The sequence below is a fragment of the Aminobacter sp. J41 genome, from assembly GCF_000526635.1.
GTDB lineage: Bacteria > Pseudomonadota > Alphaproteobacteria > Rhizobiales > Rhizobiaceae > Aerobium.
The window spans coordinates 17,090-34,064 of the sequence record NZ_JAGL01000033.1 but is presented as its reverse complement, the minus strand read 5'-3'; the positions used below and the strand labels follow the sequence as shown (position 1 = coordinate 34,064).

The 16,975-nt window shown below is 64.8% G+C and carries 15 protein-coding genes and 1 tRNA gene; 9 read left to right on the top strand and 7 right to left on the bottom strand.

Annotated features, from left to right (window positions below; genetic code table 11):
* Positions 1 to 891 precede the first annotated feature (891 nt).
* Both L630_RS0117155 and rmuC read right to left on the bottom strand, forming a co-directional pair.
* Positions 892 to 1,905, bottom strand: coding sequence for an LLM class flavin-dependent oxidoreductase (locus L630_RS0117155; RefSeq protein ID WP_024849455.1), 1,014 nt, complete (start codon positions 1,903 to 1,905; stop codon positions 892 to 894).
* A 51-nt stretch (positions 1,906 to 1,956) separates the two neighbouring features.
* Positions 1,957 to 3,195, bottom strand: coding sequence for a DNA recombination protein RmuC (gene rmuC, locus L630_RS0117150; protein ID WP_024849454.1), 1,239 nt, complete (start codon positions 3,193 to 3,195; stop codon positions 1,957 to 1,959).
* Positions 3,196 to 3,296: 101 nt separating this feature from the next.
* Here rmuC and def point away from each other — a divergent pair, with 101 nt between their 5' ends.
* Positions 3,297 to 3,854, top strand: coding sequence for a peptide deformylase (gene def, locus L630_RS0117145; RefSeq protein WP_034330699.1), 558 nt, complete (start codon positions 3,297 to 3,299; stop codon positions 3,852 to 3,854).
* Positions 3,855 to 3,912: 58 nt separating this feature from the next.
* Positions 3,913 to 5,010, top strand: a complete 1,098-nt coding sequence (locus L630_RS0117140; protein ID WP_024849452.1) for an AbrB family transcriptional regulator — start codon at positions 3,913 to 3,915, stop codon at positions 5,008 to 5,010.
* Between the two features lie 17 nt (positions 5,011 to 5,027).
* Here L630_RS0117140 and L630_RS0117135 read toward each other — a convergent pair whose 3' ends face one another.
* Genes L630_RS0117135 through L630_RS0117125 form a run of 3 tightly spaced genes read right to left on the bottom strand, consistent with a single transcriptional unit; the run spans position 5,028 to position 7,656 of the window.
* Positions 5,028 to 5,459 carry a Rieske (2Fe-2S) protein gene (locus tag L630_RS0117135; RefSeq protein WP_024849451.1) on the bottom strand — a complete coding sequence of 144 codons (432 nt, stop codon included), beginning with the start codon at positions 5,457 to 5,459 and terminating at the stop codon, positions 5,028 to 5,030.
* The gene (locus L630_RS0117130) at positions 5,459 to 6,562 is read right to left on the bottom strand and encodes an amidohydrolase family protein (RefSeq protein WP_024849450.1); all 1,104 of its coding nucleotides are present in this window, start codon (positions 6,560 to 6,562) and stop codon (positions 5,459 to 5,461) included. The genes L630_RS0117135 and L630_RS0117130 overlap by 1 nt, the downstream gene beginning before the upstream one ends.
* A 2-nt stretch (positions 6,563 to 6,564) precedes the next feature.
* The gene (locus L630_RS0117125) at positions 6,565 to 7,656 is read right to left on the bottom strand and encodes an amidohydrolase family protein (protein WP_051473330.1); all 1,092 of its coding nucleotides are present in this window, start codon (positions 7,654 to 7,656) and stop codon (positions 6,565 to 6,567) included.
* Positions 7,657 to 7,829: 173 nt separating this feature from the next.
* Between L630_RS0117125 and L630_RS0117120 the strand changes: the two genes are divergently transcribed.
* From L630_RS0117120 to L630_RS0117110, 3 genes are read left to right on the top strand one after another with little or no spacing between them, the layout of a single operon-like run.
* The gene (locus tag L630_RS0117120) at positions 7,830 to 8,735 is read left to right on the top strand and encodes a LysR family transcriptional regulator (RefSeq protein ID WP_024849448.1); all 906 of its coding nucleotides are present in this window, start codon (positions 7,830 to 7,832) and stop codon (positions 8,733 to 8,735) included.
* Between the two features lie 41 nt (positions 8,736 to 8,776).
* Positions 8,777 to 9,619 carry a TIGR02587 family membrane protein gene (locus L630_RS0117115; RefSeq protein ID WP_024849447.1) on the top strand — a complete coding sequence of 281 codons (843 nt, stop codon included), beginning with the start codon at positions 8,777 to 8,779 and terminating at the stop codon, positions 9,617 to 9,619.
* 8 nt (positions 9,620 to 9,627) lie between these two features.
* Complete coding sequence (locus L630_RS0117110; RefSeq protein WP_024849446.1) at positions 9,628 to 10,020, top strand: hypothetical protein; 393 nt, start codon at positions 9,628 to 9,630, stop codon at positions 10,018 to 10,020.
* A 161-nt stretch (positions 10,021 to 10,181) separates the two neighbouring features.
* Here L630_RS0117110 and L630_RS0117105 read toward each other — a convergent pair whose 3' ends face one another.
* Together L630_RS0117105 and L630_RS0117100 are read right to left on the bottom strand one after the other, a co-directional pair.
* On the bottom strand, positions 10,182 to 10,910 hold the full coding sequence (locus tag L630_RS0117105; RefSeq protein WP_024849445.1) for a DUF3800 domain-containing protein: 729 nt from the start codon (positions 10,908 to 10,910) through the stop codon (positions 10,182 to 10,184).
* A 152-nt stretch (positions 10,911 to 11,062) separates the two neighbouring features.
* Positions 11,063 to 11,138 (bottom strand) — tRNA-Thr (locus L630_RS0117100).
* 196 nt (positions 11,139 to 11,334) lie between these two features.
* Here L630_RS0117100 and L630_RS0117095 point away from each other — a divergent pair.
* The 4 genes from L630_RS0117095 (at position 11,335) to L630_RS0117080 (ending at position 16,867) form a co-directional block, all read left to right on the top strand.
* Complete coding sequence (locus tag L630_RS0117095) at positions 11,335 to 11,844, top strand: (2Fe-2S)-binding protein (protein WP_024849444.1); 510 nt, start codon at positions 11,335 to 11,337, stop codon at positions 11,842 to 11,844.
* 121 nt (positions 11,845 to 11,965) lie between these two features.
* Positions 11,966 to 14,320 (top strand): xanthine dehydrogenase family protein molybdopterin-binding subunit, encoded by a 2,355-nt coding sequence (locus tag L630_RS0117090; RefSeq protein ID WP_024849443.1) that lies wholly within the window; start codon positions 11,966 to 11,968, stop codon positions 14,318 to 14,320.
* 80 nt (positions 14,321 to 14,400) lie between these two features.
* Positions 14,401 to 15,201 (top strand): xanthine dehydrogenase family protein subunit M, encoded by an 801-nt coding sequence (locus L630_RS0117085; protein ID WP_024849442.1) that lies wholly within the window; start codon positions 14,401 to 14,403, stop codon positions 15,199 to 15,201.
* A 109-nt stretch (positions 15,202 to 15,310) separates the two neighbouring features.
* Positions 15,311 to 16,867, top strand: coding sequence for a phospholipase D family protein (locus tag L630_RS0117080; RefSeq protein WP_024849441.1), 1,557 nt, complete (start codon positions 15,311 to 15,313; stop codon positions 16,865 to 16,867).
* The last annotated feature ends 108 nt before the right edge of the window (positions 16,868 to 16,975 follow it).

The following is a 16,975-nucleotide window of genomic DNA, read 5'->3' as shown; positions in this document are numbered from 1 at the left end:
GGCGGCAAAGTCCTGCAGCGCCTCGAAGCGGTTGGCCACGCGCCGGTAGCGGCTGCTTTCGGGATCGAAGAGATCGAGGGTGTCCTTGGAGACGTCGCAGCCGATGAAGTTTGGGTGTAAGGTCATGGGGCCTGTTCCTGTGGTGCGAGGTCTGGGTAAGCAGCCTCGTGCAACTGTTCAGGTTCAAAGCAGCACTGCGGGAAGGGGCCAGGCCATGCCACGGTCTGCTTTCCCAAGCGGAGGCGACCAGGATCCCCTCGGCCTCCTTCCCGCAACCATTCTACACCTCCGCAAACACACAGGATCCCCTGCTCGCGCCCGCTTCGCGGGCTTGGCGGGGATGACGAAGAGAGGATCGATTGGGGGCACTGCGGCTACGTGGGGGAAACCATTAAGCCTTTGGAAACCCTAAAGGCAGCACCCATCAACCTCGTCATGCTCCGAGCATCCATGCTTGAACGTCTGGGCCATGCGCCAGCGGCGGACGCAGGCGATCGCCTTAGCGGATCAGAACAGCTGCAGGTGCTCCATGAGCCCCCTCCACCATGCTTCGCATGGTCCCCCTCCCCCATAAATGGGGGAGGATCCGCGGCGTGCCAGTAGCTATCTCGCGCCTAGAAATCCGGAACGCAGTTGGGGATTGGCAGGTGACATTCCGATAACCAGAGAGCCGAAGCCCGGACAACAGGGGTGCTCCCTATCAAATGGCACGCCGCGGATCCTCCCCTGCGAAGCGGGGGAGGTGGCGCGAAGCGCCGGAGGGGGCTCCTAGGAAGGGGCGCGTAAGGGTTTCTGCTTTCCCGGCTGGCAGCTAGCTCTTACTGCGGAGGGATAGTTCAGTGCTTGAGAAACGGCAGTGCCGGCGGTTTAGGCCGGCATGTAGGTCGCCCGTTACACCGTCACCCGCTCCACCTCCTCGAGCTCTTTCGCCGCTTCGGCGAGGATTTCGTAGCTGCGAACCCGGGCATGGTGATCGAAGATCTGCGCGGTGACCATCACCTCATCGGCGCCGGTGCGCTGGGCGAATGCCTTGAGGCCCTGCTTGACCGTTTCTTTCGAGCCGACGATGGCGCAGGAGAGCGTGTGCGCCAGCACCGCCTTCTCCGGCTCGCCGAGCGAGGCGTAGTAGCCCGGTTTCGGCGGCGGCAGCTTGCCCGGCCGCCCGGTGCGCAGGTTTACGAATGCCTGCTGCATTGACGAGAAGAGCAGCTCTGCTTCCTCGTCGGTGTCGGCGGCTGTGACGTTGAGGCCGAGCATCGCATAGGGCCGCTCGAGATATTCGGACGGCTCGAACCGCTCGCGATATAGGGCGAGCGCGTGTTCCATCTCCGCCGGCGCGAAATGAGACGCGAAGGCGTAAGGGAGCCCGAGCATCGCCGCGAGCTGCGCGCCGTAGAGGCTGGAGCCGAGGATCCAGACCGGCACGTTGAGCCCGACGCCTGGCACGGCGCGGACGCGCTGGCCCGGCTCTTCCGGCTTGAAGTAGTGCAAGAGCTCGACGACGTCGTTCGGGAAGGAGTCGACGCTGGCATTCATCGCGCGGCGCAGCGCATGCGCGGTGATCTGGTCGGTGCCGGGCGCGCGGCCGACGCCGAGATCAATGCGGCGCGGGTACATCGCCTCGAGCGTGCCAAAAGCTTCGGCAACCATCAGCGGCGCGTGGTTCGGTAGCATGATGCCGCCGGCGCCGACGCGGATCTGGTGGGTGACGGCTGCGACCTGACCGATCAGGACGGCGGTCGCGGCACTGGCGATGCCCGGCATGTTGTGGTGCTCGGCCAGCCAGTAGCGGCGGTAGCCCAGCCGTTCGGCGTTGCGGGCAAGGTCGAGCGTGTTTGCGAGCGAGCGGGAGACGTCGCTGCCTTCCGGCACGGGCGAGAGGTCGAGGACGGAGAGCTTTATCATAGTACCGATATAGGACCTGCGGCGCGCAGCTCCAAGCGCAGCTGCGCCGGGTTACTCCGCCTCGTCGACCACATGCAGCCGCAGACGCGGGCTGACCTGCGTCGCAGCGGCGCGGGGCTTTTCCTCTGCGGGAGCTTCCGCGCCGAGTTCCAGCGCCTCGATCTTGGCGCCGCGCTTGGTCAGCTTTTCGGTCGAGGTCAGGATCATGTCGACGTCCCGCGAAGCCTGCGAGAAATGCGCCTGCAGCTTGCGCACACGCTCGTCGAGCCGCGCCACGTCCTCCATAAGCCGCACGACTTCGGCCTGGATCAGGTGGGCCTGCTCGCGCATGCGCACGTCCTTGAGCACGGCCTGGATCACCTGGATCGACAGCATCAGCAGCGAGGGCGAGACGATGACGATGCGCGAGCGGTGCGCGCGCTGGACGAGGCCTTCAAAATTCTCGTGGATCTCGGCGAAGATCGATTCCGACGGCACGAACAGGAAGGCCGTGTCCTGCGTCTCGCCCTGGATGAAGTATTTATCCGAGATCGCGCGGATGTGCACTTCGACGTCGCGGCGAAAACTGCTTTGGGCCGCCTTGATTGCCTCTGGATTGCCGCTCTGGTTCGCGTCGCGCATCGCGTTCCACGATTCCAGCGGGAATTTTGCGTCGATCACGAGGTCGGGCGCGCCGTTCGGCATCTTCACGAGGCAGTCGGGACGGTTACCGTTCGACAGCGTCGCCTGGAATTCATAGGCGCCGTGCGGCAGGCCATCGGCGATGATCGCCTCCATCCTGCTCTGGCCAAACGCGCCGCGCGTCTGCTTGTTGGAGAGGATCTGCTGCAGCTGCACGACCTGTCCGGCAAGCGACTGGATGTTCGACTGCGCGGTGTCGATGACGGCAAGGCGCTCCTGCAGTTTTGCAAGGTTCTCGTGCGTCGACTTCGTCTGCTCGGTGAGCGACTGGCCGAGCCGGGTGCTGAGCCCGTCGAGGCGCTCGCCAAGCACACGGGTGAGCTCCGCCTGGCGGCTGCCGAACACCTCGGCGATCGTCCCCATCCGACCCTGCATCTCGGCCTGCGCGCGGGCAATTTCCGCCATGCGCGAATCGAACTCGCGGGCCCGTTCGGCTGCTTCCGCCGCCGCCAGCACGCGCGCGTTTGCCGAGCGCCACAGCCCGATCACCAGCATGAACAGCATGACGACGAACAGCGCGCCGCAGCCGAGCAGCACCTGCCCGAGCGTGATGGTCGTGGCGCCGAGCTGCGCCAACGGCATCGAAAAGGCGGACGAAACTTCGTTCATCGCGGAACCATAGACGATTCGAGCCGCATCGATAAGATCAAAACGTGAACATCGCCGCGAAAACCGTTGACGCCGCCGGGGCGGCGCATTACCTGACGCGCATGATCCTTCCGCTCGTCATTCTTCCCGATCCCCTTCTTCGTCAGGTCTCCGCGCCGGTGGAGCGTATCGACGACCACGTGCGCCGCTTTGCCGACGACATGCTAGAGACGATGTACGATGCTCCCGGCATCGGCCTTGCCGCCATCCAGGTGGGCGAGCCGCGACGCATGCTGGTGATCGACCTTGCCAAGGAAAACGAGCCGAAGGCGCCGCAGGTCTTCATCAACCCGGAGATCGTCGCGACCGGCAACGGCGTGTCGCTCTATGAAGAAGGCTGCCTGTCGATCCCGGACTACTATGCCGAGGTTGAGCGCCCGGACACGGTGACGGTGAAGTACCTCGACCTTTCCGGCAAGGAACAGACGATCACCGCCGACGGCCTGCTCGCCACCTGCCTGCAGCATGAGATCGACCATCTCAACGGCGTCCTGTTCATCGACCACATCTCGAAGCTGAAGCGCGACATGGTCGTGCGCCGCTTCCGCAAGCTGGCGAAGGACAAGGCCCCCAAGGTTTCCGCAAAGGATCCGAAGGCTTCCGGCCGGCTCGCATCCTGATGAGCCGGGCGCCCGCATCCGCGCTGCCTGACATCGCAAGCTGAGGGCGAAAACCGGCATGGAAGCGCCCGCGCCCTCAGGTCACCAATCGGCTGCCGAACCGCTTGCGAGACTTCCCGGCTTTGCCCAGTGGGCGCTGGTGCTTTCCCTCTCGGCGCTGTTCTTCGTCATCATCGAGCTAGTCGGCATGCCGGCTGCCGGGCTGATTGGCCCGATGATCGCGGGCGTCGTCGCCGGAGCCCATGGCGCGACCATTCGCGTTCCGCGCCATGTGTTCGCGATTGCCCAGGGGATCATTGGCGTCCTGATTGCCGGTACGATCCAGCCGGAGATCCTTGCGACCATCGTTGCCGACTGGCCGCTGTTCCTTGCCTTCACCCTGTCGACGCTCGCTGCCTCCAGCTATCTCGGCTGGCAGATCAGCCGCTGGCGCATTCTGCCGGGCAGCACCGCGATCTGGGGCGCCGCTCCCGGTGCCGCCTCGGTGATGGTCATCATGGCCGACGCCTTCGGCGCGGACTTCCGGCTCGTTGCGTTCATGCAGTATCTGCGGGTGATGATGGTCGCGGCGGTCGCGGCGATCACGGCAGCCGTCCTCGTGCCGGATGCGGCTGGGCACGTCGTCGAAGTCGACTTCCTGCCTGTCCTGCGGCCCGTCGATTTCGGCCTGACCCTGGCCGTGATCTGCATCGGCGCTGCGCTCGGTGCGTTGCTGCGCCTGCCGTCGCCTTATTTCATGGGCGTCCTGATCCTGTCGCTGGTCCTGCATTTTGGGGCAGGGCTCAGCTTCCAGCTTCCGCCATGGCTGCTGCTGATCGGTTACGCCTGCATCGGCTTGAGCATCGGCCTCAACTTCACCCGGCCGATCGTGCGCCATGCGGCGCGGGCGCTGCCGCAGGTGCTTGGCTCGATCGCGCTGCTGCTCGGCTTCTGCGCCGGCATCGGCTACGTGCTGAGCCGGACGCTCGGGATCGATTTCCTCACCGCTTACCTTGCCACTAGCCCCGGCGGCATGGACTCGATCGCGATCATTGCCTCGGCCTCGGAGAACGTCGACATGTCGTTCATCCTGGCGATGCAGATGGCGCGGTTCCTGATTGTGATGATCTTCGGGCCGGTGATCGCCCGCTTCCTGGCGAAAACCGCGCCGGAGTGACCGGCGCGGTTTAAAGGTCAGATCTCGATGACGAGGTAGGAGCCTTCCTGGCGAACGTCGAAGACGTCGATCTTGTAGGGCCCTTCGACGATCTTCGCGCCGTCCTCGACCGACAGCTCAAACTTCTTCACGCGCGTGCGGCGCGGGTCGCAGTAGGACTTGCCGGTCTTGAGGTCGAATTCCCAGCCGTGCCACGGGCAGCGCACGAACTCGCCATGGCGAGTCATGCGCGCTTCGCCCGGCTCGTCCGCCTCGGCGAGACCGACGATGGCGCCGCGGCAGAGGCTTGCGCCCTCGTGCGGGCAACGGTCGCCGATCGCGGAATATTCGCCGTTGACGTTGAAGATCGCGATGTCGCGCCCGGCCACCTCAACGCGCTTGGATGCGCCCGGCTGAATTTCATCGGCGCGGCACACCACGTACCGCCGTGCCTTGGTTTCTGCGTCCATTATTCCAGTCCGTAAAGCTTGCAGGCATTGCCCGCCAGGATCGCGTGCTTGAGGGCCGGGTCGAGCGGCACCTTGAACGCGTATTCGGGGTGGTCGAAATCCCAGTGCGGGTAGTCGGTCGCGAACATCAGCTTGTCGTCGCCCATCCAGTTCAGGATGTCGTAGAGGTCGCGATTGACCTCGGGCTCCTCCATCGGCTGCGTCGTGAGCCAGACATGGTCGCGGATCTGCTCGGACGGCGCGCGCACGACGTGCGGGACTTCCTCGCGCATGCGCTCCCACTCGCGGTCCATACGCCAGCCAAGCGGCGGCAGCCAGGCAAAGCCTCCTTCGACGACGACGAGTTTGAGGTTGCGGAACCGCTCGAACACGCCCTCGAACACCATGCTGGTGATCGCGGTCTGCGACGCGTTCGAGAAGGCGAAATGCTCCTCGAGGTAGAACGACGTCCATCCGGTGCCGGTATTGGCGCGGGTGCCGTAGGCGGCCGAATGCATGCTGATCGGCAGGTTGTAGTGTTCGGCGACCTCGTAGATCGGCCAGTAGCGCTTGCGGCCCGCGGGCTCCAGCATGCGCGGCGTGATCGCGATCTGCACGAAGCGCTTGTCCTGCGCGCGGGCCTCGATCTCTGCGACTGCCGCGTCCGGATCCTCCTGCGACACGCAGATAGAGCCGCGCAGGCGCTTGTCGGCTTCAAGCCACTTCTCGACCTGCCAGTCGTTCATCGCGGAAGAGATCGCGGCTCCGAGCCCCTGGTTGAAGGTCGCGCCGCCGGGTCCCAGCGCCTGCAGGATGCCGTAGTCGATGCCGAGGCCGTCGAGGAGTTGCTCCTGCAGGAAGGCCACGTCCGACGCAGGGGGACCTCCAGCCGGAGGCCAGGCGTCGCGGCGCATGCCGTTGCCGGGCGTGATGCGCGGGTAGGGCATCGCGCCATAGAGCGGGCTTGCCGTGCGGATACCGAAGTCGCGAACATGCTCGCGCCAGCGCAGCGGCATGAACTTCGTCATCTCGTCGCGCGACTTCATCGCCGGGTGGATGTCGCAGTCGACCAGCTTCACCTTGTTGGCGTTGGCAAGGTCCACTTCGCGGGTCATCTCATTCATGGCTACACCTCCAGTCGAGGATAGGTTGCGAGCGCATTCTCGCGCGCGGCCTTCGCGGCGAGTTCCTCCGGCAGGTTAGCCGGCCAGTACGCGACATCGATGCGGTGGTCGTGCGGATAGTCGCTGGAGAACAGCAGCATCTCGTCACCGCCGAGATGGGCGATGGCGCGTGCGGCCTGCGCGGGATCGGCGGGGCCATCGAATGGCTGCAGGGTCATGCGCACCTGCTGGCGCATCAGCAGGGACGGCATCTCCTTGACCCACGGCACCTCGATGCGGACGCCGCGCCAGTCCTTGGACATGCGCCACATCAGGCTCGGCATCCAGGTGACGCCCGACTCGGACAGCACCACCTTCATCTCCGGGAACTTGCCGAGCACGCCTTCGGCGACGAGGCTGCCGACCTGGTTGGCAAAGCCCTGCGTCTGGTGGACGAAGTCCTCGACGAGGTAGCTGTTGAAGCCGCTCTGGGTGGGGGCGTGGCGATAGGTATTGCCGGCGTGGATGTTGAGGGCAAAGCCGTGCTTCGCCGCTGCCTCGTAGATCGGCCAGAACCGGCGCTGCCCGAGCGGGTTGTCGCTCATGACAATCGCCATGATCTGCACGAAGCGGTGGTCCTTCGCGTAGGCCTCGATCTCGGCAACGGCCGCTTCGGGATGCTGGAACGGCACCACCAGCGAGGCGCGCAGGCGCGGGTCGCGGTCGAGCCATTCGGCGGCGAGCCAGCGGTTGGTCGCCTGGCAGATCACCTGCGCGAGATAGGGATCGAAGATGGCGTGGACGCCGGACGCGACGTTGAGGATCGCGGCATCGAGCTTGAGCGGATCGAGAAGGCCCTTCGCCAGCGAAGCGGCATCGGCGTTGCCGGCCTCCGGGGCGGGGCGGTTCGGCCGCAGCGTCTCCGGATAGCCGCTCATCTCGAGATGGTCGATCTCGCGCGTGGTAAAGATCTCGCGCCAGTAGTCGGTGACGTAAGGCGCAAGGTCCTGACGCCGCGGCGAGCGCGGGTGTACGTCGCAATCGATGGCGCCGAGGCCTGCGATTGGCAAGGTTCCAGCGCGCGGGCGGCTGGCGCTGGCGACAGCTGAAGTCATCTGGTTCGGTCTCCTCCTGGGGCGGGAACTGTCCGCTCCCGTCAAAGCGCACGCGGGGCGTGCGCACTTCCTCCACCTGTTCCGGATTGTGCCGCATTGATCTTTCGAGAAAAAGCCCCCATTCATGCAGAGAGTTTTCGCAAATCACGAAAGCGGAAGGGGAGGCCGGTTTCTTGGATACGCTCGATAACATGCGCACCTTTGTGGCGGTGGTGCGCGCGGGAAGCTTTTCCGCCGCAGCGCGCGCGCTCGACACCGTGCCGTCGGTTGTGGCCAAGCGCATCGGCCAGCTCGAGCACCGGCTGAAGACGAAACTGTTCGAGCGCTCGACCCGCAGCCTGGAGCTCACCGAAGCCGGCGCGCATTACCTGCGCCGCTTCACGCCGCTGGTGGCGGAGATCGACAGCGCGTTTCGCGAAGGATCGTCGGTTGCGCAGGGACTGAAGGAGCGGCTTCGCATCAAGGTGCCGACGACGCTCACCGTCAGCCATTTCGGCGATATGCTGACCGACTTCCAGAAAGAGAACCCCGGCGTGCGCATGGAGGTGCTGCTGATGGACCGGTCGGTGAACCCGGTGGAAGAGGGGTTCGACCTTGCCCTCGGGGCGCTACCGGCGACCTATGCCAACGTCACCGACATTCCGCTCTGCCGCCTTCGCCGCGTGACCGTTGCCTCGCCCGGCTATCTCGAGAAGGCCGGCAGCCCGAGCCACCCGCGGGACCTTGCCCACCATTCCTGCCTCAGCTACCTCGCCACCGGCACGATCTGGCGCTTCGAGGGCGCGCAGGGCGGCATCTCGATCGACGTGCCGAGCACCTTTGGCGTCAATGACAGCCACGTACTGCTCAGCGCGCTGGAAAAGGACCTCGGCATCGCCATCCTTGCCCGGCACATTGCCCGCGACAGCATCAGGGCAGGGCGGCTGGTCGAGATTTTGACCGACTATCCGGTGCCGGACCTTTGGGTGCGCGCGCTGGTGCCGGAAAGCCGGCGCCACAACCCGGCGGTCGAGGCGTTGCTGCAGTGGCTGATCGACCGCTCGCAGCCGGTTTCTCCCTGGGATCGCGACGACGGCTAGCCCTAGCGGAACCGTAGCAGCTTCAATATGTTCTTCCGGAAATGGCTACGCGTTCCCGATCCCGTTCCCCCGCCACGGCCTCCGGCCGCGCCCTTCGCGACTTTGGCCGCGCGGCGGGCGGCGCGCTGCTCTTTTCCCTGCCCATGCTGATGACGATTGAGCTGTGGGAACTCGGCTTCTACCTCGACCGCGGGCGGCTGATCACGCTGATGCTGGCGGCGCTGCCGATGCTGTTCTTCCTGTCGCGGCAGATCGGCTTCGAGAAGACGCGCAGCTGGCGCGACGACGTCATCGACGCGCTGATCGCGCTGGGCGTTGCCGCCGTCACCAGTTCGGTGCTGCTCGTCCTGTTCGGTGCGATCGGCAAGGGCATGTCGGCCGACGAGATCATCGGCAAGATCGCCATCCAGATGGTGCCGGGCGCCATCGGCGCGCTGCTCGCCAAGAGCCAGTTCGGCGACACCGGCGATGAGGATGGCGCGGAGAGAGAGGAAACCTACGGCGGCGAGCTGTTCCTGATGGCGGTCGGCGCGCTGTTCCTTGGCTTCAACATGGCGCCGACCGAGGAGATGATGCTGATCTCCTTCCGCATGACCGAGTGGCATGCGCTCGGCCTCGTCGCGCTGTCGCTCGCGCTCATGCACGGCTTCGTCTTCGCCGTCGGCTTTGCCGGCGGCTCGGAAGTCTCGCCCGAGGAATCGATGTGGAGCGCCTTCCTGCGCCTGACGCTGCCGGGCTACGTCGTCGCCCTGTCGATCAGCCTGTTCCTGCTGTGGATCTTCGCCCGCACCGACGGCATGTCGTTCGGCGACGCCGTGATGGCGATGGTCGTGCTGGGCTTTCCCTCCGCAATCGGCGCGGCCTCCGCGCGCCTCATCCTCTAGGTTACGCCATGAGCCGCCGGCCCCCGAAACGCCCCCTCATCGAATGGATCTTTGGCGCCTTTTCCGCCGTGCTGGTCGTCGCGCTGGTCGGGTTCCTTGCCTGGGAGGCCGTGTTTGCGGGCTCACGGCCGCCTGAGCTTGTTCTGGAACTCACTTCGGTCGAGCCGGCGGGCAGCGGCACCACGGTGAAGATCGCGATCGTCAACCGGGGCGACGAGGCGGCCTCCGCCGTCATCGTCCAGGCCTCGGCTCAGGATGCGTCAGGTGGTGAGCCGCTGCAGAAGCAGATCGAGTTCGACTACGTCCCCGGCCATGGCACCCGCTACGGCGCGTTCATCATGCCGGGGAAGGTGGAGGCTGAGGGGATCAGGATTGAGATCGGCGGGTATGCGGAGCCGTAGAGGGGGGGCATGCTTGTTTGCATTCCCGTCGCTGGAACAAGGTCAGCGACGTTGTGGAAATTGCAACGCTCATCCACTATATTGATCGCAAAGGATTGGGCATTTCCCGGTCGACAAAGGAGCCTTGGATATCCGAGGCTCCTTTGTTTTTAGGCGTTTGACTACGGAAACGTCTTCAATCCTCGAATTTTCGAATGAATGATGTCGAACGCCCGGTTGGGCTGCTCACGCCGAAGGCACCTCAGTCCAATCGGGCGAGCGGTCAGGTCCGCAAGCTGAAGGCCCACCGAGTTCGATGACTTCGGAATGAAGATCGGCGCGAAACTGAAATTGCCAAAGTCGGTTCTTCGGTAGCCCCACTGACCTTGATTTCCTGCTATCCGGAGGAATTCAAGTTCGAGGCTGTCGTCCTCGACCCTCCCTCGACTTTCGAAGACGACATGGACGGTCTTTCCTTGTTCGTCTTTGCGTTCCAGGAGCCCATGAAGTTGCTCCATGCAAAAGCGCAAGGCGATCTCATAGGGGTTCCACGGATTCGCGTAGCGCCTTCGATGCATTTCCTTGTCGATGACGGCGGCGAACAGGTCGAAGGGAACATCAGCCATCAGCGTGTTCAATCGATCGTAAAAGCGCGCTCGTATATCGCGATCCGTCCTCAGAAAGGCGAAATCACCTCGGGATTTGCGGATGTCATGCTCGTGCAGGATGACCGCGTCATGACCCCAGAAATCGAACTTGAATTGTTGGACTGCGGGAATGACCTGCTCGATGTAGGATGCCTTCGCGATCACGCAGAAGGTCAGTACGAATATTGGGTACTCGGGGTCGATTGAAAGCATCCCATGGTCGCCGCTCTCGTCGGCAAACACAATGTAGTCGCTGAACTGCATGGTATCCCCCAACCCACGCGTCCGATGCAGCTGTCGATAGCTGCGGATCTTCTTATAGTTCTAGGCTGTGATCTTCCGCAGGAGAATGCAAGACACAGCACTCGCTGCGTCTGCGAAAGCGCAACGGTGAAAAAAGGAGAAAAGATTGAAACTGGTGCCGCTGATAGGACTCGAACCTACGACCCCATCATTACGAATGACGTGCTCTACCAACTGAGCTACAGCGGCCCGGCGTCGTCCGTTGCCCGGACGAAAGTGAGCGCGTGATAGCTTCATTGCGCCGGAAATACAAGCGGTCAGTTTCGGCCTTCCGCAAAATTGTCCGCAGGCTTTCCCCATAGACTATTTCGTTTGCTGAGTTACAGTTTCGGCACGCCCGCGCCGGGAGGAGGTCCCGGCGCGGCGCATGATCTGGAGGAGATTCATGTCGGAAGTTTCGATGGTCGTTAACGGCCGAAAAGTGTCCGGAAACGTCGAAGACCGGACATTGCTGGTGCATTTTCTGCGTGAGCACCTTGGGCTGACGGGCACGCATGTCGGTTGCGACACGTCCCAGTGCGGTGCCTGCGTCGTTCAAATGGACGGCAAGGCGGTCAAGTCGTGCTCGATCCTCGCCGCGCAGGCGTCGGGTTCCGAGATCCTGACGATCGAGGGCCTCGCAGCCACTGTCGATGCCGACCTGCATCCGGTTCAGGCCGCGTTCCGCGAGCATCATGGCCTGCAGTGCGGCTTCTGCACGCCGGGCATGATCATGGCCGCAACGGACATGATTCGCCGCCATCCGGAAGGCCTCGACGAGCAGACGGTGCGCGCCGAGCTCGAGGGCAACATTTGCCGCTGCACCGGCTACCACAACATCGTCAAGGCCATCCTGGCCGCGTCAGAGGCCATGCGCGGCAGCGCCCAGCAGCCGAAAGAGACGGTTGCCGCCTGAGCATGATCAAACCGGGTGAACGAGGGAGGAGGCACAGGCCCGTTCATCGCTGATCGTCAGGTCCAGGCAACCGGCGGTTCACCCATACCCACGATTCTCTCGGTTCCGGAGGAGAACTTTTATGGGAGTTGAAGGCATTGGAGCGCGCATAGCGCGCAAGGAAGACAAACGCTTCATCACCGGCACGGGGCGGTACGTAGACGACATGGTCGTCCCCGGCATGAAGCACGCGGTGTTCGTCCGCTCGCCGCACGCACACGCAGACATTCTCAACATCGACGTTTCGAAGGCCGAGGCCATGCCCGGCGTGATCGGCGTGCTGACCGGCCGCCAGCTCAAGGCCGACGGCATCGGCAACCTCATCTGCGGCTGGATGATCCATTCCAAGGACGGCACGCCGATGAAGATGGGCGCCTGGTCGCCTCTGGCCGTGGACCGAGTCCGCTTCACCGGCGAGGCCGTCGCCATCGTCGTCGCCGAGACCAAGGGCCAGGCGCGCGATGCCGCCGAAGCCGTAGAGGTCACCTATCAGGAGCGCGAGGCGGTCATCTCGACCGTGGAGGCGCTGAAGCCCGGCGCGCCGCAGCTGCACCCGGAAGCCGAAGGCAATTTGATCTACGACTGGGAGATCGGCAACGCCGCCGAGACGGAAGCCGCGCTCGCCCGCGCCGCCCACATCACGAAGCTCCAGATCGTCAACAACCGCCTCGTGCCGAACGCCATGGAGCCGCGCGCCGCGCTCGGCGTCTATGACAAGGCCGAGGACCACTACACCTGCTACACGACTAGTCAGAACCCGCACGTCGCGCGCCTCGTCATGAGCGCGTTCTACAACATCGCGCCGGAGAACAAGCTGCGCGTGATCGCGCCGGATGTCGGCGGCGGCTTCGGCTCGAAGATCTTCATCTATCCGGAGGAGATCGTCTGCCTGTGGGCGTCGAAGCGCACGGGCGTACCGGTGAAGTGGGTGGCCGACCGCACCGAAAGCTTCCTCACCGACGCGCATGGCCGCGACCATGTTACCGAAGTGCAGCTCGCCTTTGACGCCGACCACCGCATGATCGGCCTCAAGGTCGACACGATCGCCAATTTCGGCGCCTACATGTCGCTGTTCTCGTCGTCGGTGCCGACCTACCTCTACGCGACGCTGCTGTCGGGCCAGTACAACCTGCCGGCGATCCACGCCAACGTGCGCGCGGTCTACACCAACACCGCACCCGTTGACGCCTATCGCGGTGCGGGCCGTCCCGAGGCCACGTACTTGCTTGAGCGTGTGGTCGAGACGGCGGCGCGCGAGCTCGGCGTCTCGCCGGCGGAACTGCGCCGCAAGAACTTCATTCGCGAGTTCCCGCACCAGACGCCGGTCATCATGAACTACGATGCCGGCGACTACGAAGCCTCGCTGAACGCGGCGATGCAGGCAGCCGACTGGAACGGCTTCGAGGCGCGCCGCGCGGAGGCAAGGGCACGCGGCAAGCTGCGCGGCATTGGCATGAGCTGCTACATCGAGGCCTGCGGCATCGCGCCGTCGGCGGCGGTGGGCTCGCTCGGCGCCGGTGTCGGTCTGTGGGAGTCGGCGGAAGTGCGCGTCAATGCGGTGGGCACGATCGAGGTGCTGACCGGCTCGCACAGCCACGGCCAGGGCCACGAGACCACCTTTGCTCAGTTGGTTGCCAGCCGCTTCGGCGTGCCGATCGACAGCGTGTCGATCGTCCACGGCGACACCGACAAGGTGCAGATGGGCATGGGCACCTACGGTTCGCGCTCGGGCGCCGTCGGCATGTCGGCGATCGTCAAGGCGCTCGACAAGGTCGAGGCCAAGGCCAAGAAGATCGCCGCGCACCTGATGGAAGCCGACGAGGGCGACATCGTCATCGAGAACGGCGAGCTGAAGGTGGCGGGCACGGACAAGTCGGTGCCGTGGTTCCAGCTGGCGCTGGCGGCCTACACGGCGCACAACCTGCCGGGCGGCATGGAGCCGGGCCTGAAGGAGACGGCGTTCTACGACCCGTCCAACTTCACCTTCCCGGCCGGCTGCTACATCTGCGAGGTCGAGGTCGATCCGGATACGGGCGTCACCGACATCGTGCAGTTCGTCGCGGCCGACGACTTCGGCAACATCATCAACCCGATGATTGTCGAGGGCCAGGTGCATGGCGGCATCGCCCAGGGCGTTGGCCAGGCACTGCTTGAATCCGCGCACTATGACGCCGATTCCGGCCAGCTGCTGACGGCGAGCTACATGGACTACACCATGCCGCGCGCCGACGATTTGCCGTCCTTCAAGGTCTCGCACCAGAACACGCCGTGCCCGAGCAATCCGCTCGGCATCAAGGGCTGCGGCGAGGCCGGTGCGATCGGCTCGCCGCCGGCCGTGATCAACGCGATCACCGACGCGATCGGCAACAACGACCTGCAGATGCCGGCGACACCGCAGAAGGTGTGGGCGGCGATCCGTGCAGCAACCCGTCACTAAGGGCAACCGGGCGGCGGAGGCTGGTGCTTCCGCTGCCCGCGACCTGATGTTCAGACCATTCGTTACCGGAGGTAACAACGATGTATCAGACCAACTACCACCGGGCCTCTTCGGTCGCTGACGCGCTGAAGCTGCTCGAGGACGCCGAGGACGGCAAGTTCGTCTCGGGCGGCATGACGCTGATCCCGGCGATGAAGACGCGGCTTGCCGCGCCGTCGGACCTGATCGACCTGCGCCACATTCCCGAGCTCAAGGGCATCTCCGTCGAGGGCCGCAAGGTGACCATCCGTGCCGCCACCACGCATGCGGAAGTCGCGACCAGCCGCGAGATCGCGGCCGTGTGCCCGGCGCTTTGCTATCTTGCCTCGCATATTGGCGACCCGCATGTGCGCCACATGGGCACGATCGGCGGCTCCGTCGCCAACAACGACCCGGCGGCCGACTATCCGTCGGCGATGCTGGCGCTTGGCGCCACCATCATCACCAACAGCCGCGAGATCCCGGCAAACGAGTTCTTCACCGGCCTGTTCGAGACCGCGCTGGAGGACGGCGAGATGATCACCGCCATCTCGTTCAACGCGCCGGAAAAGGCGGGCTACGAAAAGTTCCCGAACCCGGCCTCGCGCTATGCGATGACGGGCGTGTTCGTGGCGAAGAACGGCGGCGACGTGCGCGTGGCCGTCACCGGTGCGGGTGCTGATGGCGTCTTCCGTGCCAGCGAGCTGGAGGCGGCGCTGGCCGCCAATTTCTCGCCGGCCGCGCTCGAGGGAAAGACGATCTCCGCCGACGGGCTGATGAGCGACATCCATGCTTCGGCCGAATATCGCGCAAACCTCGTCGTGGTGATGGCAAAGCGGGCGGTTGCCCGCGCCAATGGCTGACGAAATACCCGAGCCCGCCGGCCCTCCGGCGGGCTTTTCCACCTGCGACAGCGGTGGTGCAACTTTCCGCCTTATCTGGATGTTATTGTTGATCTGGTGAGGGGCGGCCATGCAGATCCTGCTCATACTGACAGCTGGTGTCGGGCTGTTTGCGGCGGCCTCCTTCCTTGCTGTCCTTTCGTATGGCTACTTCGCGCGCCGGGCGCCGGGCGAGCCGGGCTACGCGCTGGAAGTCGAACCCGACAAGACCGAGCTCGACCGGGCGATCACGCCACTCCTCGAAGCGCATGAGGGGCAGAGCGGGCTTGCGCCGGTCTCCGGCAATCTTGATGCGTTTGCCGTCCGCGCTCTTTCGGCCCGCGCCGCCGGGCGCAGCCTCGACCTGATGTACTACACCTGGAAGGGGGACCTTACCGGCCGGCTGCTGATGCAGGAGGTGGTGAGCGCCGCCGATCGCGGCGTGCGGGTGCGGCTCCTGATCGACGACATCAACACGCGCGGCCTCGACCTCGCCTACCGCGCGCTCGACACCCATCCGAACATCGCGGTGCGCCTGTTCAACCCGAGCCGCGCCCGCCATGGCGGCCTTCGGCGCGGCATCGAGATGGTGCTGCGCTTCTTCAGCGTCACCCGGCGCATGCACAACAAGGCATGGATCGTCGACGGCCGCATCGCCATCGTCGGCGGGCGCAACGTCGGCGACGAATATTTCGGGGCAGCCGAGCTCTCCAACTTCCGCGACATCGACATGCTGATGGTGGGGCCGGTGGTGCACGAGACCGAAGAGGTCTTCGACGCCTACTGGAACAGCGAGGTCGCCATGCCGATCCGCCGGCTGCTGCGCCCGCAAAAGGGCCGCCTGCGCATGCTGCGCCGCGGCCTCTCTCGCCTGACGCGCAAGGAGCGCGCCCGCCCCTATATCGAGCAGTTGCGCAAGCGGGTCTCGGCGCTGGCGATGCTGAAGTCGGAACTCGAGTTCCACTGGACGAGCGACGCAAGGATCGTCTCCGACCCGCCGGAAAAGGCGCTGGCGCGGGGCACGAAGAACTGGATCATGTCGTCGCTGATGCCGGTGATCATGTCGGCGAAGAAGTCCGTGTCGATCACTTCGCCCTATTTTGTCCCCGGCGTCGACGGCTGCGCGCGGCTGATCGGGCTGGTGGCCAAGGGCGTGGACGTTGCCGTGCTGACCAATTCGCTGGCGGCAACCGACGTCGCCGCCGTTCATGGCGGCTACGCGCCCTACCGGCGAACGCTGCTTGCGGGCGGGGTAAAGCTCTTCGAGCTGCAGAAGGCTGGCTGGGACAACGACATGTCGCTGTTCGGCTCGCGCCACGCGAGCCTGCACACCAAGGCCTTCATCGTCGATGGCGAGACGGCCTTCGTCGGCTCGTTCAACTTCGATCCGCGCTCGGTCTCGCTCAACACCGAAATGGGCGTCTTGTTCTCTGAGCCTGCGCTGGTGCAGCGCCTGCAGGATCTTTTCGACGAGGAGACGAGCCCGTCGATGAGCTTCCGGCTCTATCTCGACGACGCGCGCAAGATCGTCTGGGAGGGCGAGGAGGACGGCGTCTTGCAGTGCTGGAACCACGATCCCGAAGCGAGCCTGCGCCGCCGCGCGGTGGCGAGGGTGGTGTCGGTGTTGCCGATCGAATCGCAGCTGTAGGGCAGGGCTGGAGCGGTATGGCCGGAGCGATCGTGCCGGTTGCGAGGACGTGCGTTACCTGAAACGTTCAGGCATGGATCGTCGGGTCAAGCCCGACGATGACGACGG